Source organism: Natronotalea proteinilytica (assembly GCF_055379935.1).
The window spans coordinates 2,623,692-2,649,495 of record NZ_AP043947.1 but is presented as its reverse complement, the minus strand read 5'-3'; the positions used below and the strand labels follow the sequence as shown (position 1 = coordinate 2,649,495).

General features: G+C 59.6%; 18 protein-coding genes and 1 CRISPR repeat array. Of the genes, 12 read left to right on the top strand and 6 right to left on the bottom strand.

The window, feature by feature from the left end; all coding sequences use genetic code 11:
• Nucleotides 1–32 precede the first annotated feature (32 nt).
• A complete protein-coding gene (locus tag ACZ5AL_RS10645) occupies nt 33–743 on the bottom strand; it encodes a tetratricopeptide repeat protein (RefSeq protein WP_464510353.1) in 711 nt (236 codons plus the stop codon).
• Nucleotides 744–1,639: 896 nt separating this feature from the next.
• On the opposite strand from ACZ5AL_RS10645, the gene gap reads away from it, so the two are divergent.
• From gap to ACZ5AL_RS10620, 5 genes are all read left to right on the top strand, one after another.
• Nucleotides 1,640–2,638 (top strand): type I glyceraldehyde-3-phosphate dehydrogenase, encoded by a 999-nt coding sequence (gap, locus tag ACZ5AL_RS10640; protein WP_464510352.1) that lies wholly within the window; start codon nt 1,640–1,642, stop codon nt 2,636–2,638.
• Nucleotides 2,639–2,722: 84 nt separating this feature from the next.
• Nucleotides 2,723–3,925 carry a phosphoglycerate kinase gene (locus ACZ5AL_RS10635; RefSeq protein ID WP_464510351.1) on the top strand — a complete coding sequence of 401 codons (1,203 nt, stop codon included), beginning with the start codon at nt 2,723–2,725 and terminating at the stop codon, nt 3,923–3,925.
• 54 nt (nt 3,926–3,979) lie between these two features.
• On the top strand, nt 3,980–4,903 hold the full coding sequence (locus tag ACZ5AL_RS10630) for a mechanosensitive ion channel family protein (RefSeq protein WP_464510350.1): 924 nt from the start codon (nt 3,980–3,982) through the stop codon (nt 4,901–4,903).
• Nucleotides 4,904–4,924: 21 nt separating this feature from the next.
• A complete protein-coding gene (locus tag ACZ5AL_RS10625) occupies nt 4,925–5,869 on the top strand; it encodes an ABC transporter ATP-binding protein (protein ID WP_464510349.1) in 945 nt (314 codons plus the stop codon).
• 31 nt (nt 5,870–5,900) lie between these two features.
• Nucleotides 5,901–6,731 carry an ABC transporter permease subunit gene (locus tag ACZ5AL_RS10620; protein ID WP_464510348.1) on the top strand — a complete coding sequence of 277 codons (831 nt, stop codon included), beginning with the start codon at nt 5,901–5,903 and terminating at the stop codon, nt 6,729–6,731.
• 182 nt (nt 6,732–6,913) lie between these two features.
• Here the strand turns inward: ACZ5AL_RS10620 and dprA are convergent, their stop codons facing one another.
• Together dprA and obgE are read right to left on the bottom strand one after the other, a co-directional pair.
• Nucleotides 6,914–8,050 (bottom strand): DNA-processing protein DprA, encoded by a 1,137-nt coding sequence (gene dprA, locus ACZ5AL_RS10615; protein ID WP_464510347.1) that lies wholly within the window; start codon nt 8,048–8,050, stop codon nt 6,914–6,916.
• Complete coding sequence (gene obgE / locus ACZ5AL_RS10610; protein WP_464510346.1) at nt 8,047–9,078, bottom strand: GTPase ObgE; 1,032 nt, start codon at nt 9,076–9,078, stop codon at nt 8,047–8,049. Before obgE ends, dprA begins: the two co-directional genes overlap by 4 nt.
• A 243-nt stretch (nt 9,079–9,321) precedes the next feature.
• Between obgE and rnhA the strand changes: the two genes are divergently transcribed.
• Nucleotides 9,322–9,768, top strand: coding sequence for a ribonuclease HI (rnhA, locus tag ACZ5AL_RS10605; protein ID WP_464510345.1), 447 nt, complete (start codon nt 9,322–9,324; stop codon nt 9,766–9,768).
• Between the two features lie 1,071 nt (nt 9,769–10,839).
• Here rnhA and ACZ5AL_RS10600 read toward each other — a convergent pair.
• Entirely contained in the window at nt 10,840–12,111 is a 1,272-nt protein-coding gene (locus ACZ5AL_RS10600) for a DUF4403 family protein (RefSeq protein ID WP_464510344.1), read from the bottom strand.
• 230 nt (nt 12,112–12,341) lie between these two features.
• Between ACZ5AL_RS10600 and ACZ5AL_RS10595 the strand changes: the two genes are divergently transcribed.
• The 5 genes from ACZ5AL_RS10595 to ACZ5AL_RS10575 are packed head-to-tail and all read left to right on the top strand — an operon-like array spanning nt 12,342 to nt 18,744.
• Complete coding sequence (locus ACZ5AL_RS10595) at nt 12,342–13,493, top strand: glycosyltransferase family 2 protein (RefSeq protein WP_464510343.1); 1,152 nt, start codon at nt 12,342–12,344, stop codon at nt 13,491–13,493.
• Between the two features lie 9 nt (nt 13,494–13,502).
• Complete coding sequence (locus tag ACZ5AL_RS10590; protein ID WP_464510342.1) at nt 13,503–15,305, top strand: ABC transporter ATP-binding protein; 1,803 nt, start codon at nt 13,503–13,505, stop codon at nt 15,303–15,305.
• A gap of 11 nt (nt 15,306–15,316) precedes the next feature.
• A complete protein-coding gene (locus tag ACZ5AL_RS10585; protein ID WP_464510341.1) occupies nt 15,317–16,519 on the top strand; it encodes a glycosyltransferase family 2 protein in 1,203 nt (400 codons plus the stop codon).
• Nucleotides 16,516–17,823 (top strand): glycosyltransferase family 2 protein, encoded by a 1,308-nt coding sequence (locus ACZ5AL_RS10580; protein WP_464510340.1) that lies wholly within the window; start codon nt 16,516–16,518, stop codon nt 17,821–17,823. The genes ACZ5AL_RS10585 and ACZ5AL_RS10580 overlap by 4 nt, the downstream gene beginning before the upstream one ends.
• An 18-nt stretch (nt 17,824–17,841) precedes the next feature.
• Nucleotides 17,842–18,744 (top strand): methyltransferase domain-containing protein, encoded by a 903-nt coding sequence (locus ACZ5AL_RS10575; RefSeq protein ID WP_464510339.1) that lies wholly within the window; start codon nt 17,842–17,844, stop codon nt 18,742–18,744.
• A gap of 82 nt (nt 18,745–18,826) precedes the next feature.
• Here the strand turns inward: ACZ5AL_RS10575 and ACZ5AL_RS10570 are convergent, their stop codons facing one another.
• Together ACZ5AL_RS10570 and ACZ5AL_RS10565 are read right to left on the bottom strand one after the other, a co-directional pair.
• Complete coding sequence (locus tag ACZ5AL_RS10570; protein WP_464510338.1) at nt 18,827–19,312, bottom strand: helix-turn-helix domain-containing protein; 486 nt, start codon at nt 19,310–19,312, stop codon at nt 18,827–18,829.
• A 66-nt stretch (nt 19,313–19,378) separates the two neighbouring features.
• Nucleotides 19,379–19,936: a DUF6932 family protein gene (locus ACZ5AL_RS10565; protein ID WP_464510337.1), complete on the bottom strand. Its 558-nt coding sequence runs from the start codon at nt 19,934–19,936 to the stop codon at nt 19,379–19,381.
• Nucleotides 19,937–20,143: 207 nt separating this feature from the next.
• A CRISPR array of direct repeats spans nt 20,144–24,075; the repeat unit is 28 nt; unit sequence GGTCTATCTCCGCGTGGGCGGAGTCATC.
• A gap of 206 nt (nt 24,076–24,281) precedes the next feature.
• Between ACZ5AL_RS10565 and ACZ5AL_RS10560 the strand changes: the two genes are divergently transcribed.
• Nucleotides 24,282–25,202, top strand: coding sequence for a beta-propeller fold lactonase family protein (locus tag ACZ5AL_RS10560; protein WP_464510336.1), 921 nt, complete (start codon nt 24,282–24,284; stop codon nt 25,200–25,202).
• Nucleotides 25,203–25,804 lie beyond the last annotated feature (602 nt).

Here is a 25,804-nt window from a genome sequence, read left to right as displayed (position 1 = left end):
AACAGAGAGGGATGCACAAGCAGCGCTCAGAATTAGGAAGCCCGGGCCTGCTTGGCTTCTACCCGAGCAATTAGGCGCTGTACTTCATCGGCTTCGGGGGTATCTGCAAATTCGGAGCGGATGCGCGAGAACACGGCGTGTGCGCTATCGAGTTCGTTTGCGGCCTCGTAAGCACGGCCTGCACTTATCAGATACTGGGGGGAGATGTGCGCGCTATCAGCAAAATCGGCGGCGCGCTCATAGCGGTCAGCAGCTTCAATATACTCGCCACGGTCTTCGAAAATAGATGCTTCAGCGGCATATGCGCTGGCCCCAATCAGGTCGCGATCTTTATCAAAGCGCTCGAAATACGTTAACGCGTCATCGTGCAGGTCGGTACGTAGATAGGCACTGGCAATGTAGAAGTTGGCCAGGTTACCAGCTTCGGTTCCACTGTATGCATCAGCGATCTCAAGCAGTCCCATAAGGTCGCCGGTGCCCTGCAATGCCGACTCATAGTCGCCCATTGCATAGAAGCGTTCAATTTGCCCGAGATGCTGCTGGGCTTCGGCTTCTTGCTGCTGACTATGCCACACGTAGAAGCCAATACCAACAAGCAGGAGCACAACGCCAACACCGGCTCCATAGACAAGTGTTTTGTTTTCTTCATAGAAGAGGAGCGTGCGAGCGTACAGGTCTACCAGCGAGGTAGCGCGCAACTCTTTTCGGCGCGACGATTTCTCAGGCGTTTTAAGCGCAGACATACAATAAAAACGGGTTCAACAAAAGAGGAATGTATACGGGGTGCTGGTGTGCATACCACGGCCACCAACTTGAATCGCACTTGTGGGAATCGTGCTCGTGGCACGTCATTCAGGTGCTGCGGTATAGTGGGTCGCACATAAGCACCTGAGCGTATGCTCCGTGGTGGTATCTGAGCCGTGCTTTGTAGATGCACAATCAATCTATACAGCACACCACGTAAGCAAGGCACAGAATCACAGAATGTTTCTGTATACAAGGGCAGGCTGTACGTCCTGCATCAACAATTCCACAGGACCTTTGCATCAATCGAGGGGTGCTCGCTGCGGCTATTCCACTGGAACGCCGATCGTAAGCGCTGATCGGTTGCACGCGTGCTAAATAATTTGCACCTTGTACCTGGTTTCTTTTTTATATGTGCACCCCTGATTCGTAGCTTGCTTTTGATTAACTACTACTGTGTCACAGGTCGATCTTTGGGTAACACATGTTTCCTAACGTACCGATAAAAGTCTACAACCATGTCATTGCGAGCGCAGCGACGCAATCTCATGCTATCAGACCGGATGCAGGCGCCCAATCAACGGCATGAGATCGCACCCCAGGAGTACTCGTTCGCTAGCGCTCACAGCGCCGCGTCAGTCGCCGCACGACGCCTCACCCCCAAACAGACGCTTAAAGGAGGCTTTTGGCGCATAACCCACGCCGTGTTTCTTCCTCATACATGTTTCCCTGAACATTGCCTATTTGTATGGGTGCACGTTAAGGCGCGCCGGGCGCGTTTGTACGAAATCGCTTTAGCGTCTGGCTGCGACATCCTTTGTACAAGGGATGTTTGCTTAATGTACAAGGGGTGCTTGCTTACTCTTGCTTTCCTTCATTCAATACCATTTCACTCATGGCTACTACCCTCGGTATTAACGGATTTGGCCGTATTGGCCGTCTGGTGCTGCGCTCCATCGTAGAGCGGGGCGACACCGATTTTGAAATCGTAGGCATCAACGATCTGACTCCTGCGGCCACACTGGCCCATCTGCTGCAGTACGACTCCGTCCACGGCACCCTCGATGCAGAGGTCTCCCATACGGACGACTCCATTACAGTGGGCGACCTGACCGTGCCCGTGTTCAACGAAAAAGATCCTGCTAACCTGCCCTGGGGCGATGTAGGATGCGACATTGTGGTGGAGTCCACAGGGCTGTTTCGTACCCGTGAATCTGCCAACAAACACATCGAAGCCGGCGCCAAAAAGGTGGTCATCAGCGCTCCCGCAAAGAGCGAAGTGGACGCCACGGTGGTGCTGGGCGTAAACGACGATGTGCTGACTGGCAATGAAACCATTGTTTCGAATGCCAGCTGTACAACCAACTGCCTGGCGCCCATGGCCAAAGTGTTTGATGATGCCTTTGGTCTGAAGCACGGCCTTATGACGACGATACACGCGTATACCTCGTCGCAGAACATTGTGGACGGTCCCCACAGCGACTTGCGCCGTGCTCGTACCGCTGCCGCCTCCATCATCCCAACCTCTACCGGGGCGGCTAAAGCGGTAGGCCTGGTGCTTCCCGAACTCGACGGCAAGCTCGACGGAATGGCCATGCGCGTACCGATTCCAAACGGTTCGATCACGGACCTTACGGTGCATCTCGAAGATACGGCGTCGGTTGATGCAGTGAATGACGCGTTCCGTGAAGCCGCTGAGGGCGACATGGAAGGAGTGCTGCAGTACAACGACGATCCCATCGTCTCTGCCGACATCATCCACAACCCGCACTCGTGCATCTACGATGCGCCATCTACGATGGCTGCAGGCGAGATGGTGAAAGTCACTGGCTGGTACGACAACGAATGGGGCTATGCCAACCGTGTTGTTGATCTGGCAGCACGTCTATCGTAACGACAGCATGCCTATTGCCGGGTTCGGGCCCTCATTGCCCGAGCCCGGTTCTTTTTCTGTACGTTCTACGGAGGTTTTTCTGCTATGCCCAAACTCACCCTCGACGATGTGTCCCTGCAGGGCAAACGCGTCCTGATACGGGTCGATTTCAACGTTCCCCTGTCTCATCCCGATGATAGCAACCGCGCCGTTGTTGCCGACGACACCCGCATTCGTGCGGCCCTGCCCACCATCCGCCACGTGCTCGACCAGGGGGGCAAAGCAGTGCTGATTAGTCACCTGGGTCGTCCCGGTGGCAAACCCGACCCCGGGCTCAGCCTCGCTGCCGTGGCCGATCACCTCGATACGCTTTTGGATGAGCGCGTACGCTTTTCCAGCAACACCACTGGCGATGCCGTCGAAGAGGCGATTGACGGCATGGGCAATGGATGCGTCATCCTACTTGAAAACACCCGCTTCGACCCCGGCGAGAAATCTAACAGCAACGACTTTGCCGATGCCCTGGCCGCCCTGGCCGATGTGTACGTCAACGACGCCTTCGGCGCTGCGCACCGTGCGCACGCGTCTACCGCAGGCGTAGCCGCTCGGGTCACACCCGCTGTGATGGGGCGCCTCATGGAGCGCGAAGTGGAGGTGCTAACTCGCGTACGCGACGAACCTAATCCGCCGCTGGTCGCCATCCTGGGCGGGGCCAAGGTGTCCGACAAGATGGGCACGGTGCGCCGCCTCGCTCAAAATGCAGAACATATCCTTATTGGAGGCGCCATGGCGTACACCTTCATGAAGGCCCAAGGCCAGAAGGTCGGCGATTCAATGGTCGAAGAAGATCGCCTCAACCAGGCTGATGAGCTTGCCGACGAAGCAAGTACGATCTTGCACCTGCCCACCGATCACGTACATGCCGCCTCCTTTGAACAGACCGAGGCCGACGGCGTGTCTACGGGCGCTATTCCCGACGGGCACCTTGGACTTGATATCGGGCCAGCCACCGTCAAAGCATACACCGATCTTATTGCTGAAGCCAACACCATCATCTGGAATGGCCCGATGGGGGTTTTCGAGAAAGAGGCGTTTGCGCAAGGTACGCTAGCCATCGCCGATGCCGTGGCTGAAGCAACCGACAACGGCGCGTTTTCGGTTGTGGGCGGAGGCGATTCGGTCGCTGCTCTTAACCAGTCCGGCCAAGCCGACCGCATCAGTCACGTGTCTACCGGCGGGGGCGCTATGCTAACGCTATTGGAAGGGGCTGCTCTACCCGGCCTCGAAGCGCTCACCAACGCTGAATAGCACCCGGTTAGACCTCCTCATCACGGTTTTCGCTTTCAAACATTCCAGGTCTCTATGGAATCGTTCTGGTGGATGCTTGCGGCCTCTGGGCTACGCATTGCGCTTATTCTTGGTCTTGCGCTTGTTGCTATCAAGGTAGTTGACCGCATTACGGAGCAGTGGCAGAACCGCGTTGAGGAGCTTCCGCCTCTGCATCCCAAACGGCAACGCACGTACACGCTGAGCAGCCTGTTCAGCTCGGTGGTGCGCTACGTAGCTTGGCCGCTGGCCTTCATCATTGTGTTGAGTGAACTCAACATGGATGTGGGTGCGCTGCTTGCCACAGCAGGTGTTGCCGGACTGGCCATCGGTTTTGGCGCGCAAACGCTGGTGCGTGATGTCATTGGCGGCATTTTTCTGTTGTTCGACGACACCATTCACACTGGCGACTCGGTGCGCATCGGCAATGAAATTGGCACCGTGGAAGAGATCAACATCCGCCTGATTAAGGTGCGTAAGTTCGATGGCGAGTTGCTTATGGTGCCCGCGGGCGAGCTGCGTACCTTTGCCAACCGAAGCATTAAGTTTGGGCGCATTGTAGTGCCGGTCAATCTATCGTATGAGCAGGATATCGACACCATCCTGCCGGTTATGAAGCGCATTGCCAGCGAGTGGGCCGAGGAGCAAAACCCCGAGATCCTGCTGGATGATGCTCCCACCGTGCAAGCCATCAACGAGTTCGGGGATTCGTCTGTGGTCGCCCGAATCGTGATGCGCGTGAAGCCCGGCGAGCAGTTTCAAGCCGAGCGCGATCTGCGTCTTCGTCTGAAGCGGGAGTTCGACCGGCTCGACATCGAGATCCCGTTCCCGCGCCGCACGGTGTACACGCGCACTGAGTCGAGCATGCCGCCGACCACCATCTCTGATGACGCGTCTACGCCTCCCCCCGACGCTCCCGACCCCGACGACGCTCCTGCCGATGACCGCCGCTCTTCGTAACCTCACGCCTGCTCGTTTGTTATGCCCGATGCGATTACGGTTTCTAGCCTTCATAAAACCTATCGCAGTGGATGGCTGCGCAACAAAACCGTCCGCGCCTTGCGAGGCGTTGATCTGACCTTGGAGCCGGGACGCGTGTTTGGGCTCCTTGGCCCCAATGGCGCCGGCAAAACCACGCTTGTCAAGATTCTGCTGGGCATTGTACATCCCACCGACGGGCATGCGCGCCTCTTTGATCAGCCCGTCTCCTCGTCCAGGGCGCGTCTGCCTGTGGGCTACCTGCCCGAGAAGCATAACTTCCCAGACCTGCTGACGGCCCAGCAAATGCTGAATCGGTATGGGCAGATGAGCTATGTGTCTGCCGAAAAACGGAAGACGCGTATCCCCGAACTGCTTGAGATTGTGGGACTGGACGGCCACGCGGACACGAAAATTGGGACGTTCTCTAAGGGGATGCTCCAGCGTGTGGGCATTGCTCAGGCGCTGATGAACGAACCCGATCTGCTGTTTCTCGATGAACCCACCGATGGCGTGGACCCCGTTGGGCGGCGCGACATTCGCGACCTGCTTGTGTGGCTGCGCGATGAGGGCACCACCATCTTCATCAACTCGCACTTGCTCTCGGAAGTCGAAAAGGTGTGCAGCGAGGTTGCGATCATGAACGAGGGCGAACTGGTCCGCCAAGGCCCCATATCGACCCTTACCGCCGTGGAGCGCGAGTACCGCCTCACGTGCACGCCCCTGCCCGATACTTTGCCCGATACGGCTCGCAATCGGCTTACGCTTCTCGATGCAGAGGCCCCCGCCGACCTCGAGAAATGGCATGCCGCTGCCGATACCCGCGGTGACCTGAACGCCCTCCTTGATACGCTCCGCACGCACGATGTAGAACTCGAAGCGGTAGAGCCCATTCGCCGCTCGCTCGAAGATTACTTTATCGACGTGGTAACCCCCGCTGCAGAATAAATACGCTCTTTTCCATCTGCCACGCTGTGCTATGCAACCTGCGCTCGGCCTCATTTATCTGACCTTCCGCGAGCTGTGGACCAAGAAGATTGTGCTTGGGCTGTTTGTTATTAGCTCGCTCATCCTCGTGATGGTCGCCTTTGCCTTGAACCTCGACGTGGTAGACGGCTCTCTTGCCGGACTTCGTCTGTTTGGGCAAACGCCCGACGGGTCAATGGAGGGGCTTTCGCTGGAGGAGTTGGTGCTGGGCGTAGAGTCGGTTGTGGCCGGGCTTACGTACTGGATCGGCATCTTGCTCGCTCTCTTTGCAACGGCGCCGCTTTCGGTCTCGCTCCTGGAGCGCGGCCACATCGACCTGTTGCTCTCTAAGCCCATGAGCCGCTCCACGCTGTTTGCTAGCCACGTAGCTGGCGTGTGGATCGCTGTTGGCATCCTGGCTCTCTACCTGATGGGCGGCGTGTGGCTCATCATGTCCATCAAAACAGGTGTCTGGCACTTCTCGTTTTTGGCGAGCATCGGACTTGTCGTGCTTATGTTCGGTGTGATGTACAGCGCCGTGGTGCTCATGGGCATCTGGATGGAGAGCACAGCCTTGGCTCTTATCGTCAGCTACGGGCTCATCTTCGCGTCCATCGTTCTGGCTGCCTCTGAAGCAGTTCTTGATGCGCTGGATATGGTCGGGTCTACCGCCTTCATGGCGCTGTATTACGTCCTGCCCAATTTTGCAGAGGTGTCTGCCATCACGGCCAATTTAACACAGGGAGAACCGCTCGACGACTGGCTTCCTCTGCTGCTTGCACTTGCGTTTGGGGCAGTTACGTACACCGCTGCCCTCTGGATATTCAAAAAACGCGACTTTTAGCCCCTGCACAATATCAACCCGGTGCTGCGGCGTTACAGATCACTTTGTTCACGACAGACGGATGCTCTGCTCCCCTACGCACGCAGCCTGCTGTAGGTAGCTCTCTCTTATGCCCTCTCGTGGCGATGCTCCGCGTCGCCACGCCTGCCGGGACGCTCCAGCGTCCCCAAAAACACGCTCCCCTACGCACGACAAAACTGCTTGCCGATGCGCTGTTCGACGACCCCCTTCAGTTCCAGCTGAAACAGATGGGCAAGCGCTTCAGATGAAGACATGCCGACGGTTGCACAAAGCACGTCGATGTGGACCGGCTCGTCGCTTAGTGCGGCATAAAGCGTAGCCTCGGCACCGTCGAGCTCCACTGCAGCGGGCGATGCTACAGGTGGATCGTCAGAAGCAGGCGGTGCAGGAAGCTCCTCCAGCAGATCATCCACGGTCAGGACCAGCTTGGCATGGCCGCGCTGGATGAGGCGGTTCGTTCCCTCAGAGGCACTTCGTCCCACAGGACCGGGCACGGCAAACACCTCTCGATTTTGCTCCACAGCCAGCCGGGCCGTGATCAGCGCACCGCCCTTGGCATGCGACTCTACAATCAGCGTGCCCAGCGTGAGGCCGCTCACCACCCGGTTGCGCTCGGGAAAGTTCGAGGCATTTGGATCTTCATCGAGGTCATATTCCGAGAGGACCGCGCCCTGCTCCGAAATATCGTGGGCCAGATGCGTGTGCTTTTGCGGATAGATGCGCGCAAGGCCCGACCCCAGCACTGCCAGCGTGCGTCCGCCAGCGTTCAGCGCGGTGCGATGTGCCACCGCATCAATGCCATACGCCAGCCCACTTACGATGGTGTACCCCTGCTGCACCAGCGCCTGGGTCAAATCGCGCGTCACGCCGCGTCCGTAGTCGGTGCAGCGACGGGTGCCGACCACAGCCAGGGCGTGGGTATCGGTTGGACGCAACGCACCGCGGACCCACAGACAGGGGGGCGGGTCGTACGTCATGCGCAGCCGCTCCGGATACGCATCATCCCAGAGCGTGATGAGCGTGATGTCCATAGCGCGGGCGCGCTCAAACTGTGTGGCCACCGCGTCGTGGTCGTCGAACGACTGGATGGCGCGTGCCGTCTGCGGGCCGATGTCTGGCACCTGTTGCAGAACCGAAGGCGCTGCATTGAACACTGCCGTGGGGCGCTTGAGGTGCTGGATGAGCGTGCGCGTTCGGCTCCACCCGACGTTAGGCACGAGCATCAGCGCGACGAGTGCGCGGCGCTCCGCGTCTGAGTCCACATCCGGATTTTGATGCACCCCTTCGAACAGCGTCACGACGACACGACCTCCGCCGCTGTGCGACGCTTGTGCGCATCCACCAGTTCAAACAGCCGGTGCTTCAGGCGGTCAAGTCCCATTTGGGCCACCGCGCTGATAGGAAAAAGCTCCACATCGTCGGGGAAGTGCTCGGCCACCACATCGGGCAGCAGCGAGCGCTCTTCGGGAGGCAGCGTGTCGATTTTGGAGAGTGCCACCAGACGCGGCTTGTCGAGCTGACTGGCGTCGTAGGCTTCCAGTTCGTGCAAAAGCTGCTCGTAGTCGCCGCCCAGGTCGTCGGACGTGATCGGGATGACGAAGAGCAGCACCGCAGTGCGTTCGATGTGACGCAGAAACTGCAGGCCCAGTCCTTTGCCGGTATGCGCATCCTCGATGATGCCGGGCAAGTCGGCCATGACAAACGACGTATAATCATCGACATACACCATGCCCAGCGTAGGGGTGAGCGTGGTGAATGGATAGTTGGCGATTTCGGGCTTGGCTGCCGAGAGGGATGACACCAGCGTGCTCTTTCCCGCGTTCGGAAAACCCACGAGCCCGACATCGGCAAGGAGCTTCAGCTCCAGGGCAATCTCTTTTGTCTCCCCCGATTCGCCGGGTTGGGCGTGGCGCGGGGTTTGGTTGGTGGATGACTTGAAGAACGCGTTCCCTTTGCCACCGCGTCCGCCTTGGGCCACGCAGATCCGGTCGCCGGGGTTCACCACCTCTCCGATCACTTCGCCCGTTCGATCGTTGCGCACCACCGTGCCAGGCGGCACACGAAGGACCTCGTCATCGCCGTCTTTGCCTGTTTTATTAGAGCTGCCGCCCGGCTCGCCATGTTCAGCGGCATGCTTGGTATTGAAACGCAGGTCGAGCAGCGTATAGAGATGCGGGTCGGCCTCCACGTACACCGATCCGCCGTCGCCGCCATTGCCGCCTGCCGGACCGCCCTTCGCCACGTACTTTTCGCGGCGGAAGGAGACCAACCCCTTGCCACCGTCGCCGCTCTGTACCGTAATGACAACGTGATCTACGAATTTCATGGTGTGTGGGGCGTTATGAGGGAGTGTGGGGGCGCCCTGCTCCACGCACGGGAACTCTACACGGATATGACAGGCGCTGCCCTGAAAACGTAACGTCCGTACGCATCCCACCGGCACACGTTGCGTCTAGGGGCACAGGTTTTCATGGGCGATTGATGCCTAGGGCTGCACGTCCTACGTTGTGGGCGGTAGGTTGTCTGCACCGTATTTCATGGATTGGCTTTGCTCATTTTTTTCTCCAGTATGGATACCGTAACGATTTACACCGATGGCGCATGCAGTGGAAACCCCGGACCCGGCGGCTGGGGGGCTATTGTCATTCCTGAGGGCAACCGCGAACAGTCAGAGCATCTCACAGGAGGCGCACGCCAGACCACGAACAACCGCATGGAGCTCGCAGCAGCCATTAAGGGCTTGGAGGCGCTGCCTGCGCCCACCAAGGTAACACTCTATACCGATAGTGCCTACGTGTCGCGTGCCTTCAATGATGGATGGCTCGACAACTGGAAGCAAAACGGCTGGCGTACCTCATCAAAGAAGCCGGTCAAGAACAAGGACCTGTGGCAGGCTCTCGATGCCCAGAACGAGCGGCACGAGGTGGAGTGGGTGTGGGTGAAAGGCCATGCCGACAACGAACTGAACAATCTGGCCGATACGTTGGCAGTGCGCGCGATGGAGGACTACAAGTAGACGAGGTGCGCAGCAGGGCGCGTGGGGACTACCCCGTGGACACTGAGCAGCAGAGCGCCCCGGTCACAGTGTACCCGGATGCTTCAGTGCGTTCAGCATGACTTGTTTAGTCAGCTTCCATGACCGCCCGAGATATCCGCACCCCAGGAGTACTCGGTCGCGGTGCTCCCAGCGCTCCGCTTCTGATCCCGGGCTACTGAAACCCATATAGTCGGGGACTACTCCCCCGAACGCTCGTGGCGATGCTCCGCGTCGCCACGCCTGCTGGGACGCTCCCGCGTCCCCAACCCGCCACCACCCGGTTCGGTACGGTGGCGACGCAGAGGGGCCGGAGGTCATCTCCCTGGCGCATCGGCACGAAAGGCGGTATCTTTTCGCGTGCGCAGGTTATCCTGACGCCGCTAAGTAGCTCAATAAAACTATGTTTACACCTTGTCATCGCGAGGAGGGAGCCCTGCGACTGACGTGGCGATCTCATGCCGTTGATTGGGCGGCTGTATCCGACCTGAAAGCAATGAGATTGCTTCGCTCCACTCGCAATGACATGGTTGTGAGTTGTTCTCAGTACGTTAGAGGGTACATGTGTTACCAGAAGATTGACGTGTGACACAGCACTACGGGCTCGCCCCGTTCGGTGCGCGCAGGGGGGCACCTCGTGGACACTGAGCAGCAGGCCTTCCCGTCCACATAGTGCCCGGATGCTTCAGTGCGTTCAGCATGACTTGTTTAGTCAGCTTCCATGACCGCCCGAGATATCCGCACCCCAGGAGTACTCGGTCGCGGTGCTCCCAGCGCTCCGCTTCTGATCCCGGGCTACGGAACGGCGCGATGTCAGTCAAACCCATAGCTGGGGACCGCTTGCGTCCCCGGCGATCTGTGGGGCCAACCCCAATCTGTAGAAGCCGCAGCTCACGAAGGGGGCGGTTGGATCGTCAGGCCCAGACGCACAGGCACCTGAGCGCGCACGACGAGCGTTTCGGGCTGACTGGCCCACCCTGCGAAACGGGGCGCGCCCACATGGCCGCTAAGCTGCACGCCGGGCGCAAGTACCGTATCAACAGGGTGCCCCGACTACGCCTCCGCAGCCACCAGCGCATCAGCAAGGTGCCGACGGAGGTGATACTGCAGCGGCTCCATAAACCGATAGCGCACGACCTGCACAGCCAAGCGGAGCGGCGTATCGGCATCATGCGCTGTGATGTCGAGATCGAGCAGGTCGGCCCTGCCAAGCGTAGCATCGAAGGCAGGCGTGCCCTCTAGCCGGATGCGCCCGTTCATGGTGCCAGCCACCTGCGCCGTAACAGCAAGGCGTCCGGATGAGGTGCCGGTCACCTGCACATCGTCGACGCTGACCGATGCAGGCCCCGCGTCAAATGTCTGCGTTCCAAGAGCCTCGCTCAGGCGGTCGGTTAGCACATCATACGGCAGATGCGCCTCCATGTGTACAAGCGAGTCGGGTGCTGCGGCATCGGTTCGTATCGGAGGAGGGAGCGGCGCAGGCGTTGGCGCAGCAGGCGCTGTGTTGAGGTGGAGACGAGGTTGCACTTCCAGTTGGACTTGCGCATCCAACTGATTGGGCCGCTTCGACGACGCGGTTTGGTAGCGCAGTGCGTGCGGATGCAGGGCAAGCCAGGTCTCGTCGGAGAATGGGATAGGGTCGTGTAAGGTGGCCCAGTGGCGCTCCATCATCTCGTCAAGGGGCAGAGCCGCCAACTGCTCGGTAAGCACCGCCGTATGCTGTTCGAGCCACAGCCGTGCTGCTGTTAGAATAGGCGTGGTGGCATCCACAAGTTGCAGATTCATAAATGCTACGCGGCATCGATCTGCGTCGGTGGGAGGCATGAGGCGTACAATCTCTACCGGTGCCTGCAGCGTCCACGTAGAATCGAGGTCGATCGGGGCGGTCAGGTGGATCGCAGCGCGCGCGGCCTGCTGTTCGGCAGCATCGTACCCGCACGAGGCAGTGAGTTCGAAACCAAAGGGCGTACGATACCACACGCGGCTGCGGTAGTGCAGGGTGGTATGCAGGTGAAGCGTGTCGTTTCGTAGCGTGACGGTAAAGGAATCGCGCTCGGCCTCGAACGCATACTGCAGGTTGGCATCGGACGGATGGGGGCGCCGCTCGGTGGCAAGAGAACGCGGTACGGTGGACTCAAGCGCTGGGCCTACCGTGTACGATACAGGAATCGAAAGCGTGGATTGGGGGAGCGGGTCTAACGGAACGGCAGAAGCTGGTGGGGAGGGCGTATCCCGAAAGAGAAAAAAGAGCACGAGCCCCACCCCCACAACCAAGACAAGTCCGATAGCCGTACGGCGCAGAGCATGACGAGGGCGCGCAGGCATGGGCGGCGCATGTCAATGAATGAAGCATGTGTACCGACAGGGTACCGCAACGCAGCGTGAGATGCAACGCCGAACAATCGGGTGCGCTGCCCCTGCATCACCAAAAGTACGGGTCAGATGCGCCAGAAGACAGGCCATGTGTTGACCACTTCCGGCTGGTGTGTTATGCACACAGCGGGTATGCTTGATGCGTTCCTGGTCCCCATGCTTTTATGCCCTGAATCTCTAATATGGCTGCTCAGCCTGTCGTTGCAGTTATCATGCCGGCGTACAATGCCGCCTCACACATCGACGCCGCGTTAGCCTCGGTACGCGCCCAAACGCACACTGCCCTCGACATTATTGTGGTAGACGACGGCTCTACCGATACGACCGCAGAGCGGGTAGAAGCCCATGCTGCGCAAGACCCGCGCGTGCGCTTCGTGCAGCAACGCAACCAGGGGGTGGCCGCTGCGCGCAACCGGGCTATTGCCGCCACCTCTGCGCCATTCATTGCGCCCATCGATGCCGATGACCTCTGGGCGCCGCAAAAAATCGCTCGTCATGTTGCCGCTCTTCAAGATCACCCTGAGGCCGGACTGGCGTATTCGTGGTGGGTGTCATTAGATGATGCGGGGCGTGTCATCGGGCAATCGGATCGGTGGGGCCTGCAAGGGGATGTGTTTCAGGCGCTCCTGTGTGTCAACTTTGTAGGAAACGCCAGCGTGCCGGTGTATCGGCACAGTGTGCTTGAGGCAGCCGGCGGATACGTAAGCTATCGCTCCGACAACGCCGAAGGCTGCGAGGACTGGGACCTCACGCTGCGTGTGGCCGAACGTGCGCCTTTCTGCGTGGTGCCCAGTTACCTGACGGGCTATCGTTCGGTCGCAAACAGCATGTCCACACGCCCAGATCGGATGTTGCGTTCGTACGACCACGTTATTGCGGCACTGCGTCCGCGCCATCCCGAGGTGGCCGAGTCGGTGTACGCCTGGTCGCGAAGCAGCTTCATGGCGTATCTGGGCACATTGTGTTACAACCAGGGCGCCTTTGAACCGGCCATACGGCTGCTGTACGCCTCTATACGGACGGATCCGCCAGCGGCCCTGTGTATTGCCTCGCTTAAAACCTTACTCAAAAGCACCATGCGCCGCCTCGCCCAGCCTGTTACTCGGCATGTGTGGCCTACCCGGTCCGATTGGCATGCCTTTCGGCGGCGCACCACCCGGCGGTCGCCACCGCGTGCCCTTGCGCCTGCAGCATATCCGACGCTCAACGATGCCGTCGAGTCGTGGACGTGGAAACCATACAAGCCCTACGATCGCATTCGCATGCAGCGGTGGGATCAGGTGGTGGAAGCGTCTTCGTCGTATGCGTCGTCTCCCTCAATCATGTCCTCATAAGCAAGTCCGATGGCCTCCTCTGCTGCTCTTCATACCCTACGCACGGTGCGTCCGCTATTGGCCCGCCACCCGTGGATCGTTGCCGCTACCATGATTACCGGCGTACTTGCCACACTGGCCGAAGGCATTGGACTTGGCCTGTTCATTCCGCTGCTGCATAGCGTAGAAGCCGACACCACGCCAGAAACCGGCACCTGGTTTATTGATGCCGCTGCCGCACTGTTTAGCGATCGCCCGCCCCGCGAGCGTATGATGCTGCTTACGGCCGGTATTGTCGTGGCGATTGGCGCCAAGGCCATGCTGGCCTACATCCGCGATGTGCTGTACGGACTGTTGGAGGCGCGCCTGGGTCATCATGTGCGATCTACGCTGTTTGCCCAGCTGATGCAAGTAGGCTACCGCTTTTGGGAGGCCAACGATCAGGATCGCCTCTACAACACCATTGCCAATGAAAGCTGGCGGCTTGTGCAGGCCGTGGCGCTGGTCGTGTATCTGGTGATTACAGTGAGCGCGTTGGGGGTGTACATAACGCTCCTTCTGCTTATTTCGTGGCCGCTTACTCTGGTAGCCACCGTGGTGTTGGGCAGTGTTATGCTTGCCACGCGGGGCCTGCGTACCCGCATCGAACGGCTGGGGCGCGCCACAACCCGCGCCAACGTGGGACTCACGCGTAGACTGCTCGAAGCCTTTGGGGGGATGGAGGTCATCCGTACGTTTGGGCAAACACAGCGCGAGCAGGAGCGCTTCAACCGCGCTTCTCAACGGGTCAGCCGCATCGGACTGTGGAGCAGCGTCTGGGGGGGACTCATCACGCCCATCTACGAACTGGTGGCTATGGGGCTGCTTGTGCTGATTTTGGTCGGGCTGTTGTACACATCCGCCTCGCTCCCGGCAGCGCTGGTGTTTGTGCTGGTGTTGTACCGCCTGCAACCCCGCATTCGCGACCTGGATGGCACGCGCGTTGCCCTTGCGGCGCAGGCCGGCGGCGTAGAGGCGGTAACCGATGTACTCGATCGCTCCGACAAACCGTACCTCATCAATGGCACCGACGCCCCCCCAAAAGACGCTTCCCCCATCCGGTTCGAAAACGTGACGTTCTGCTACGAGTCGGGCGAGCCCCCCGCCCTCAAAAACGTCTCGTTTACGTGCGCTCCCGGCAAAACCACTGCGCTGGTTGGGCCCTCTGGCGCCGGAAAGTCTACCCTTCTAAAGCTGTTGCTACGGCTGTACGATCCAACCGAAGGCACCATCTACGTGGGCGACTGTCCGCTGCCTGATCTAAAGGTCGAGGCGTGGCGCGCAGGCATTGGGGTGGTGAGTCAAGACGCCTACGTGTTCAACGATACGATTCGCGCCAACATTGCGTACGGACAGCCCGCGGCCTCGCTCGATGCCATTCAGGCGGCGGCTCGCGAGGCCCAGGCACATGCGTTCATCCAGGCGCTGCCTCGTGGCTATGAAACGCGCGTCGGCGATCAGGGCACGCGCCTTTCAGGCGGACAACGACAGCGCATTGCGTTGGCGCGGGCGCTGCTTCGTGATGCTGGCGTGCTCATCCTCGATGAAGCCACCAGCGCGGTAGACGGCCTCTCAGATGCCGAAATCCAGCGCACGTTATCTACGCACGACGATCAAACACGCACTGTACTCATTGTGGCGCACCGCCTTTCCAGCATCGTGCATGCCGACCATGTAGTCACGCTGAATGAGGGCCAACTGGTTGAGTGCGGCCCGCTCGATACGCTGCTGAGCCGTCCCGGATTGGTCGCCGACCTGTACGGATCGCAAACCACCGTGGCATCCACCCCATAACCTGGTCTCTCATGCCCTATCTGCTTGTCGATATCGACGCGGCGAATCCGCTACCCACGTTGCATGGCAGCAAGGCCCACACCGGGTGGGCGGCGCTGATCCGGTGGCAGGGGCGGCCCATTGACTTCTGGATGGAGCCGCTTCCGCCCGGCACCACACTCACGCCCCACGATGTGGCTGAGCGGCTGGATACGCGTAGCCGCACCGCACTTACCGAAGCTCAACTGCATCAGGCCACGCCGGAGCAGGACGCGGCGTGCCCGGCCGTTTCTATTGCGATATGCACGCACAATCGTCCCGAGCGGCTGGCCCGCAGCCTGAACAGCATTCAGCAGCACGTTCCGGCGTCTGGACCGGTAGAGGTGCTCGTCGTTGATAACGCGCCGCCCGATGATGGCACGCGCACAGTGGTCGAGGCCGCAGGCGTACGCTACGTACAGGAGGCGCGGCCTGGACTCAATGCCGCGCGCAACCGGGCGTTTGCCGAAGCGAAAGGCGACTGGGTGGCGTTTCTGGATGACGATGTCATAGTGGATGCCGGATGGTGGGGCGGTTTATGTCGGGCCTACACGGCCAACTCCGATGCCGATGCCATTACCGGACAGGTGATGCCGTATGCGCTGGAGACGGAGGCGCAGGTGATTTTTGCGCAACGAGGCGGCTTTCGGCGCGGGTTTACATCTGTGCGCTACGGGGCCGATCCAGACGCTGAAATCTATCCGTGCAACACGGGTATTTTCGGTACGGGCGCCAACATGGCGTTTCGGCGTAAAGCCGTGCAGGCCATGGGCGGATGCGACGAAGCGCTCGATGCCGGAGCGGCCCTGCCCGGTGGTGGCGATCTGGATTTGTTCTATCGCATCATCCAACACGGGGGCATCCTCGTGTATGAACCCACGATGCTTATCTTTCACGAGCACCGCCGCACCTTGCACGCCCTGCGCGATCAGTACGAACACAGCTGGGGGCGCAGCCTCATGGCTTTCCTTGCGAAAATCTATCAGACCGACCCGGCAGCGCGCCCCAAGGTGCGTCGGCTGATGCAGTGGTGGTTTGCCAATACCACACGCCATCTGCTGCGAGCCGCCCGAGGACGATCCGACCGACCGTTTTCTTTCGTGGCCGCCGAACTGCGCGGAGCCCTGCGTGGACTGTGCGGCGCCTATCCGCGAGCCGTACGCCGTGCTCAACGTCTCAAACAAGCCTACCCATGATGCCTCCGTTTGCAATTCACCATATTGACCTGCAGCGTCCACTTCCGGCGCTGGGCACAGATGCCACCACCAACGGCGTGTACGTCGTGTTCTGGGCACACGGCATCCCCCTGGGGCACTGCCTGATTCCGTCGGGCGTGCTGCCGATGTCGCCCACGATGCTACGCACCTATGCGTACGAAGCCATTGCGCCGGCAGTGGCACACTATCAGGCCGATGCGCCAGAGGGCATCCACTCCACCGATGCCTCGCCCCTCGATGCGGTACAGCAGGCGTTGGCAGCCCGCACGCTGCACTATACCGCAGCAGAAGCCTCGGTCGTTGTGTGCACGCGCGACCGTCCCGAATCGCTTGCGCGCTGCCTCGATACACTGGCTATGCTCAGTCCGGCGCCTGCCGAGATAATCGTCGTGGACAACGCACCGCAGACCGATGCCACCCGGCTGCTGGTGGAGGCCCGCCCAGATGTGCGCTATGTGCACGAGCCGCGTCCCGGACTCGACATTGCCCGTAACACCGGGGTGCGGGCCAGCCGGGGGCGCATCATCGCCTTCACCGACGACGATGTGCAGGTGGATCCGCAGTGGTTGTACCATTTGTGTGCTGGGTTCGACACGCCCGATGTGATGGCGGTGACCGGACTGGTGCTTCCCGCCGCCCTGGATACGGAGCCGCAGCATCGGTTTGAGACGCACTGGGGCTTTCATCGGGGATACCTGCCCCGTCGATTCGATGCCGCCTATACGCAAGCGCACCTGCCGTACGGCGTGCCTGCCTGGGAGATTGGAGCCGGAGCCAGCATGGCGTTTCGGCGCGATGCGTTTGCGCAGGTGGGGGGCTTCGATGAACGCCTCGACGTAGGCGCTGCCGGGTGTAGTGGCGACTCGGAGTTCTGGTATCGCCTGCTTGCGCATGGGTGGACCTGCCATTATACGCCGACTGCGGTAGCCCATCACACGCATCGGGCAACCGCACGTGGACTGCAAAGCCAGCTCCATGCCTACATGCGAGGACACACCGCTGCGCTGCTGGTGCAGTACGAACGCCATGGCCATCGCGGACTGCTGCGCCGGCTGTTGGTGTCGCTCCCGCTGTATTACGTCCGCCGCCTGGTTCGAGGGATGCCAGCGGGGTATCGCGGACGCTACCGCACGCTGTTTGCCGAGATACGGGGCGCGCTATCGGGCGTGCTCTTTTACCTGCGCAATCGCAATGCTCCATCAGAGACAGCATCCGACATTGCTATGGAATCCACTTCGCATAAATCTCCGGCGGCCATCGAGTCGCCTGTTCAGACCGCCTAATCTAATGAGGGCTCTTCCATGAAGATGAACAATGAGCAGAAGGCGCGCTATTCTACGCAGTACTACGAAACGCTGCATCCGGGAGCGGCCCGTTCGGCCCAGGTGGTGGTGCGTACGCTTGTGGACTGGTTAGCGCCTCAGTCGGTCATCGATGTCGGATGCGGAGCGGGGGCCTGGGCAGCAGCCTTTGCCGATCAGGGGGTGGGTACGGTGCACGGGGTCGATGCGCCCTGGCTCCCCCAAGACGTGCTGCAGATCCCAGCATCGGATTTCATTGCGCACGATTTGCGTACGCCGCTCTCGCTCGACCGGCAGTACGATCTGGTGCTCTCGTTAGAGGTCGCCGAACATTTGCCCGAAGCGCAGGCGGCTTCCTTTGTGGCTTCGCTCGTAGGGCTTGGAGACATTGTGGTGTTTTCGGCAGCCATTCCGAATCAGGGCGGGCACGACCATAAGAATGAGCAATGGCCGGCATACTGGGCGGCGTTGTTTGCCGAGCACGATTATGTGCCGGTTGATGTGCTGCGTCTTCCGTTCTGGGATGATGAGGCGGTGGAGTGGTGGTATGCGCAAAACATGATGGTGTACATGACGCGCACAGCGCGGGCGGCGCATGCTGATGCTCCTGTAGCGGACAAGGCGCCTCCCGCTTTGGTGCATCCCGCTCATGCGCAGCACCTCCACACCGAGATCGGGGCGCTTCACAAAAAGGTGCGGACGCTTCAAGTGCGGCTGTCTGCGCAGGAGGCCATTGCCACGCGCCTGACCAACCGGGTGTGTGAGCTGGCGGAGTGGGGACACCAGCTTGAGAAAGAGGTGGAGGCGCTTGAACAACTGACCCCAGGTACCGTGTCGCTGGCCCAGGTGCTACGTGCATTGCCTCGTCTGATCGTACATGCGCTGCGCCGCCGGTGGATGTAGGAGGGCGGGCATGGAGGTATCAGCTTCAAACCACAGCGGATGTTTAGAAGCCCCCCCTTACGCATGTGTCTTGGGTGCGGGGTCAGTTTTCGCGCATGACCCCTGATGCCTTATCTGGAGCTCCATCTCCGCGCGAGATGTCCTGAATGGGCGTGTCAAGGTCGGCAGTGAAGTCCACCTCTAACACATCCAAGATGCGCTGGGCCCGCTCGGTGGTAATGCCACGATACTCATTATTTTCGTCTCGCGACACCTGTTGCACCGACACGTCCAGCGCCTCAGCAAGGTCGCTGAGCGACCATCCTTTGGCAATCCGTGCGCCGATCAGCCAGCGCCCGATGCTTGTAAGCGAGCGAAGAGGCGCCATGTCGCCGCGTCGCATGCGTTCATACGTTTCGATCTCCTCCTGAAGCTGATCGCGGAACGAGTGAAGTGGTTCCAGCGCACGTTCGATCTCGCGCTCGCTAAGATCCATTTCTTCCAGCTGGGCACGTTGCTTCTGGAGTGTCTCTGCCTCGTTCTCAAGGCGCATCTGGGCGCGTTCGTAGGCGGCTTCGGTGCGAATCATAGCATGTCTGCGAGTCCGAGTTCAAGAGGTTGGAAGTAATGCCTTGAGGAGCATCGTGTCATGTGCTCATTCAGGTATCACCTTCACGATGCCTTTGCGGGTGCCATCCCGTCGGCGCTGCCGGAACGCAGACGGAAACGTGAGCGGATGCCCGTTCTCATCAACGAGTCCGGTGAACTGGTTGTAATGAGGATACAACTCAACGCGATAGGCATGCCATATGGGAAGCTGCTTTTTGGCATACCCGCGGTATGCGCGGCGTGAATTCGGATCCCATGTCCAACACCGTTTCGGGTCCCGTTTGTTGAGGGCGCGTTGTAGCGTTCCCTTTGCAATGCGCTCTACGTCGCACGTAAAGTACCCGTCGATATCGTTGGGATGGCTTTTGGCTTCCACAAATGATCCGTCAAGGAATACGTCCTGGATGTCCTCCGCCCAAAGCTGATTACACAGAAGCTCGGCTTGGCGAGTCAGGTAGTCGCGCCATTCTTCGTTCCATCCCGTGATAGACCCTGTACTGGGGCCGGTGACCAGTCGGGACGCGCGTAGCTGGCCGAATGTGACTTCATAATCACCAGGGGGAAGAACACCCTCGTCAGTAAACGGCGGAAGGACATCAGGCACACCGATTAACGTAGGTAGTCAATTTTGCTATATAAACACATACGTTGAATAGTTGTCAGTTCTATGCGGTTCCTCATATTACAGCCAGGAATCACGCTCAGTTATGGATCGCTGGCCGCGATAGCACTGTTTCCGATTGGGCTTGACGGGGCGGGGTAGCCTTCGAAATGCCAAATCGTGCAGATAGCGGCTACCGATGCCATCGTCGGGTTATCTCCGCGTGGGCGGAGTCATCCGTAGATTACAAAGCGCTGGACAAGCTGGCCGAGGTCTATCTCCGCGTGGGCGGAGTCATCATGCAGGCATGCGGCGGAGAACATGGGGCGCAAGGTCTATCTCCGCGTGGGCGGAGTCATCTCTGCTTTGGCTTGAGTCAAAATGGTATCGAACGGTCTATCTCCGCGTGGGCGGAGTCATCTTACATCCACTTCTGGGGGCATGATTGTAACAGGGTCTATCTCCGCGTGGGCGGAGTCATCCGGATAACGCTGATCGACCTTCATCGCTGATCGGGTCTATCTCCGCGTGGGCGGAGTCATCAACGGCGCATATCTGTGGAGTTTTGCGCAAGGGGGTCTATCTCCGCGTGGGCGGAGTCATCCAGGTTCTCGGATTGCATATATCGGTAGGCGGAGGTCTATCTCCGCGTGGGCGGAGTCATCGATCATTGGGGCCGGGCAGGCCCTGGTATCCGGGGTCTATCTCCGCGTGGGCGGAGTCATCGAGATGATGCGGGAAAGTATTTGGGGCTTGCAAGGTCTATCTCCGCGTGGGCGGAGTCATCACTATATAAAGCAAGGAGCAAGGACAGGGAAGAGGTCTATCTCCGCGTGGGCGGAGTCATCGTACTGCTCATATCCCAACCGCTGAGGTCCTGGGGTCTATCTCCGCGTGGGCGGAGTCATCGACTTCGGCTTACTGCCGACGCCAGTGGATGCAGGTCTATCTCCGCGTGGGCGGAGTCATCGCAGACGGTGTACACCATAAGCTCTCGGATAACGGTCTATCTCCGCGTGGGCGGAGTCATCTTGGTGTTGATATCAGTCACACCAGCGGTCACAGGTCTATCTCCGCGTGGGCGGAGTCATCCCATTGTATGTACGTTGGGGTGCCGCAAAAAACGGTCTATCTCCGCGTGGGCGGAGTCATCTGTGCGCTCCTACAGCAACCCCGGCGATACGATGGTCTATCTCCGCGTGGGCGGAGTCATCTTTTGCGGTGCCGTCGTCTACGTACACGACCGAGGTCTATCTCCGCGTGGGCGGAGTCATCGCCGCTCGGCTACGTCGGTGATCGGGATGTCACGGTCTATCTCCGCGTGGGCGGAGTCATCTATGTCGACTTGATCACGATCGCCTGCGGATCAGGTCTATCTCCGCGTGGGCGGAGTCATCTCGCACCGAGTACTTGCGTGCCTTCGATGTCGAGGTCTATCTCCGCGTGGGCGGAGTCATCCCGCCCGTGAGTGCGTGCGGATGCTGCTGTAAGGGTCTATCTCCGCGTGGGCGGAGTCATCGCACTTACCGAGGCGCGCGGCCAGATTGGCACGGGTCTATCTCCGCGTGGGCGGAGGCATCGCGTCGAAACGAAGGTAGACGTACTAAAAGACGGGTCTATCTCCGCGTGGGCGGAGGCATCGACATCCGGCCTTTCGGCCAGCTTTTCGAGGCGGGTCTATCTCCGCGTGGGCGGAGGCATCCTTTGAGCATGGGTGTCTATGGGATTATGGGGGGGTCTATCTCCGCGTGGGCGGAGTCATCCGGCTACTGGACGCATCACAGGTAAGGGGTGCGGGTCTATCTCCGCGTGGGCGGAGTCATCGCGGGCTTCCGCCACACGGTCGGCGTATGTGCGGGTCTATCTCCGCGTGGGCGGAGTCATCAATCACCTGGTCTGGCTCGTCGATCATCACCAGGGTCTATCTCCGCGTGGGCGGAGTCATCGCACCTATACGATCACACTCGGCCCTGCATCCAGGTCTATCTCCGCGTGGGCGGAGTCATCGCTACGGAGTTGTAACGCTAAACCGCTCTTCACGGTCTATCTCCGCGTGGGCGGAGTCATCTCGATCGACCAAGACTGTAGGCCCTCCAGCGTGGGTCTATCTCCGCGTGGGCGGAGTCATCAGAGACGGAAGGGACTTTGGATCATCGGGACACGGTCTATCTCCGCGTGGGCGGAGTCATCTAGGCATAAAGCGTAGGGACTTTGTGTCCTTAGGGTCTATCTCCGCGTGGGCGGAGTCATCAGCGACAACGAGCTGGAGTACTGGGCCAAACAGGGTCTATCTCCGCGTGGGCGGAGTCATCATAAACTGCAAAAAGGAATCTTTTGGGTGCTAGGGTCTATCTCCGCGTGGGCGGAGTCATCTTGCTCCAGTCGTACGAGAGCAATCAGAGGCAGGGTCTATCTCCGCGTGGGCGGAGTCATCGAGGGTGTGACGGAGCTCCGTTACAGTCAAGAGGGTCTATCTCCGCGTGGGCGGAGTCATCTTCTTGAACACAGACTAATACGCATTATGCCTAGGTCTATCTCCGCGTGGGCGGAGTCATCATAATATCGGGGTCGTTTGAGTGAGCAGGGCGGGGTCTATCTCCGCGTGGGCGGAGTCATCGCACCGATGCCGGACGGCGGAGGCGGTGGGGGAGGTCTATCTCCGCGTGGGCGGAGTCATCTATGGCTCTTCTCATGGCGAGTCGCCTTATCCAGGTCTATCTCCGCGTGGGCGGAGTCATCTCTTTGCTGCTCCATTGGATTGATTGCCGTTAGGGTCTATCTCCGCGTGGGCGGAGTCATCCACACATCTGACACGTCCCATTTTCGCGCTCAAGGTCTATCTCCGCGTGGGCGGAGTCATCTTCCTCTGCGACTCATCTGCTTCTCTGGCTATGGGTCTATCTCCGCGTGGGCGGAGTCATCCGGGCGGTTTCCACGCGAGAAAGTGGTGTGATAGGTCTATCTCCGCGTGGGCGGAGTCATCCAACACGCGCCCTTTTTCGAGCGCATCCAGGCGGGTCTATCTCCGCGTGGGCGGAGTCATCGCTGGGCTTGCCACGGATGTCAAGAATATGCAGGGTCTATCTCCGCGTGGGCGGAGTCATCCCGGTCGGGTGGGAAGAGATCGACTGGTATCACGGTCTATCTCCGCGTGGGCGGAGTCATCTGCACCCTAATATAGCCCCAATTGGGGATACAGGGTCTATCTCCGCGTGGGCGGAGTCATCGCAGATCATACGCACAGGCCCACATACAGCCGGGGTCTATCTCCGCGTGGGCGGAGTCATCGGGCTCTACCCTACCATCTACCTACTGTCCACGGGTCTATCTCCGCGTGGGCGGAGTCATCCTGTCTGTGTGAGTGTATCGTGTGCCCTACTGAGGTCTATCTCCGCGTGGGCGGAGTCATCCTTCTTGAGATCGGAAAGCATCTCCCCGTGTGAGGTCTATCTCCGCGTGGGCGGAGTCATCCGGATGGATGGATGTGTCTGTAAACGGATCGGGGGTCTATCTCCGCGTGGGCGGAGTCATCGGATGGATGTCCGACACGCGCCGCCTGATCGGGGGTCTATCTCCGCGTGGGCGGAGTCATCTGCCCTTGAGGCTCGTTACGTGCTCTTTTTGGGGGTCTATCTCCGCGTGGGCGGAGTCATCCAGAAAACGCGGTCAATACTGTTGCCATTGAAAGGTCTATCTCCGCGTGGGCGGAGTCATCCACTAAAATAAGTCGCGGTGCCCTTGAGGCTCGGGTCTATCTCCGCGTGGGCGGAGTCATCCCCCAAGCATCGCGCGGGTTAACTTTCTGCCAAGGTCTATCTCCGCGTGGGCGGAGTCATCCCCCACAAGGCGGCAACCTCGTGGGGGCGTCGGGGTCTATCTCCGCGTGGGCGGAGTCATCACCTTTTGCCATGAATCTGGAAAAGTTTATCAAGGTCTATCTCCGCGTGGGCGGAGTCATCAGGGTGCCTTTTTTCTTGTAGGCAACGAAAGGAGGTCTATCTCCGCGTGGGCGGAGTCATCTTCCCGAAACTGAACTTTCCGATCCTGTTACGAGGTCTATCTCCGCGTGGGCGGAGTCATCTTTGCGCCCCTTGTTCTTGTGATTGGCGCTATAGGTCTATCTCCGCGTGGGCGGAGTCATCCCTGCGCCACTCTGGCACAAGGAAATCACATATCACAGCATAGGGTACAGATGCATCATTGTCAAGAAATCGCTACCTGCCATCCTGGCAGCCGTGGACGACAGCCGCTCCGACGTTATGATTTCATAACCGACGGGGCCGTGCGATCGTTCGCGCGCGTTCGTATCTTGCATCCCGTCTGCTCCTTTCGCCATAGCTATATGTCAATGATCCATTCGTTTGCTCGTAAGCTTCTCGTCCTCATCCGTCTGGTGGCCTTTGGGCTCCTCTTTGTGCCACCCATCCTTGCGCAGACCAATAACTGTCTCGATACCGGGTCGTTTGCGTTCACCGATACCTCGCTCACCATTGCCGACGAGACCCAGAACGCACGGGCCACCCACTGGCATCCCGAAGGCACCCTGCTTCTCGTGGTGAGCCGCAGCACAAATCAGGTGGTAGGATACGCCATGGATTCCCCCTGGACCCTTCACAAAGCCACCCCAACCATGACGCTCGATGTGTCGGATACCGTCGGGTCTACAGATGAAGGGGCCCATGCGCACGGACTGTTTGTGCGTGATGACGGCAAGAAGATGTGGGTCTTCAATCGCACCGAAATATGGGCCTACACGCTCGAAACCGCCTGGGATCTCTCCACCGCTACACCGACCACCTACCGCGCACTCGCTGAGGCCGTGCAGCGTGGGCACGACATCGACTTTCATCCCGAGGGAACCCATCTGTACATCGATGATCGTGATGGGCAGGCGGTGTACACGCTCACATTGAGCACCCCCTGGGATATTGCATCCGGGTCGTGGGGCCCCACCCTCGATATTAGCGCAGAGGAAGAGGAAGTGCGGGGCCTCGAATTCGCCGGAGAGGGCACGGTGCTGTTTCTCATGGATACGGCCCGGCAAGCCATCTTGGTGTATCAGCTGGAGGTGCCCTACGTCCTTGAAACGGCTACCTACACCGGAGCCCTCGACGTGAGCGCAGAGACCGAGAGTCCTCGCGGGCTTAGCGTCGCGGCCGATGAGCAGTCGCTCTACGTAACCGGCCGCGACCGCGAAATCATCTTCCAGTACAGCATCTCGCACACGTGCGGAATCCCCTCAAATACCCATCAGGACGACGGAAAATAGCATTCGCGCAACGCATCTACGGTCCGATGGCGGGCACGCACGTAGATACCTACTACTCTGTCACACCTGAATGGTAAGGTGCGGAGCCGTGCCAAATTCTGTGTCCCAACGCCCGCCGTCAGCCCATCTGACACCGCGCAAAAGAAACCACGCCGCTCTCTTCAAAGAAAACACGCGGAAACAGAAGGACGCAGAGCGTCCGAACTTCGTCGCGACGCAGAGCATCGCGACGAGGGTTCAAGGGGGCTCGGTACGTTAGGAGGCATGTGCATTACCCGAAGATTGACGTGCGACACAGTACTACTGCTCTGTCACACCTGAATGGTAGGGTCCAACATTGTCATCGCGAGGAGGGAGCCCTGCGACTGACGCGGCGATCTCATGTCGTTGATTGGGCGGCTGTATCCGGTCTGATAGCATGAGATTGCGTCGCTCCGCTCGCAATGACAAAGGGTGTGGGTTTTTCTCGATACGTTAGGAGGCATGTGCATTACCCGAAGATTGACCTGTGACAGAGTACTACTGCTGTGTCACATCTGAATGTTAGGGTATGGAGTGGACTCGCGTTGAAGCATCTCAACCCAAATGTTCTGTCATGTTGA

Coding starts and splice junctions, on each gene's coding strand:
- gap (WP_464510352.1), top strand. CDS start 1,640: ATGGCTACTACCCTCGGTATTAACGGATTTGGCCGTATTGGCCGTCTG.
- ACZ5AL_RS10560 (WP_464510336.1), top strand. CDS start 24,282: ATGATCCATTCGTTTGCTCGTAAGCTTCTCGTCCTCATCCGTCTGGTG.
- ACZ5AL_RS10570 (WP_464510338.1), bottom strand. CDS start 19,312: ATGATTCGCACCGAAGCCGCCTACGAACGCGCCCAGATGCGCCTTGAG.
- ACZ5AL_RS10595 (WP_464510343.1), top strand. CDS start 12,342: ATGGCTGCTCAGCCTGTCGTTGCAGTTATCATGCCGGCGTACAATGCC.
- obgE (WP_464510346.1), bottom strand. CDS start 9,078: ATGAAATTCGTAGATCACGTTGTCATTACGGTACAGAGCGGCGACGGT.
- ACZ5AL_RS10630 (WP_464510350.1), top strand. CDS start 3,980: ATGGAATCGTTCTGGTGGATGCTTGCGGCCTCTGGGCTACGCATTGCG.
- ACZ5AL_RS10625 (WP_464510349.1), top strand. CDS start 4,925: ATGCCCGATGCGATTACGGTTTCTAGCCTTCATAAAACCTATCGCAGT.
- ACZ5AL_RS10590 (WP_464510342.1), top strand. CDS start 13,503: ATGGCCTCCTCTGCTGCTCTTCATACCCTACGCACGGTGCGTCCGCTA.
- ACZ5AL_RS10585 (WP_464510341.1), top strand. CDS start 15,317: ATGCCCTATCTGCTTGTCGATATCGACGCGGCGAATCCGCTACCCACG.
- ACZ5AL_RS10575 (WP_464510339.1), top strand. CDS start 17,842: ATGAAGATGAACAATGAGCAGAAGGCGCGCTATTCTACGCAGTACTAC.
- ACZ5AL_RS10635 (WP_464510351.1), top strand. CDS start 2,723: ATGCCCAAACTCACCCTCGACGATGTGTCCCTGCAGGGCAAACGCGTC.
- ACZ5AL_RS10600 (WP_464510344.1), bottom strand. CDS start 12,111: ATGCCTGCGCGCCCTCGTCATGCTCTGCGCCGTACGGCTATCGGACTT.
- ACZ5AL_RS10645 (WP_464510353.1), bottom strand. CDS start 743: ATGTCTGCGCTTAAAACGCCTGAGAAATCGTCGCGCCGAAAAGAGTTG.
- ACZ5AL_RS10620 (WP_464510348.1), top strand. CDS start 5,901: ATGCAACCTGCGCTCGGCCTCATTTATCTGACCTTCCGCGAGCTGTGG.
- ACZ5AL_RS10580 (WP_464510340.1), top strand. CDS start 16,516: ATGATGCCTCCGTTTGCAATTCACCATATTGACCTGCAGCGTCCACTT.
- rnhA (WP_464510345.1), top strand. CDS start 9,322: ATGGATACCGTAACGATTTACACCGATGGCGCATGCAGTGGAAACCCC.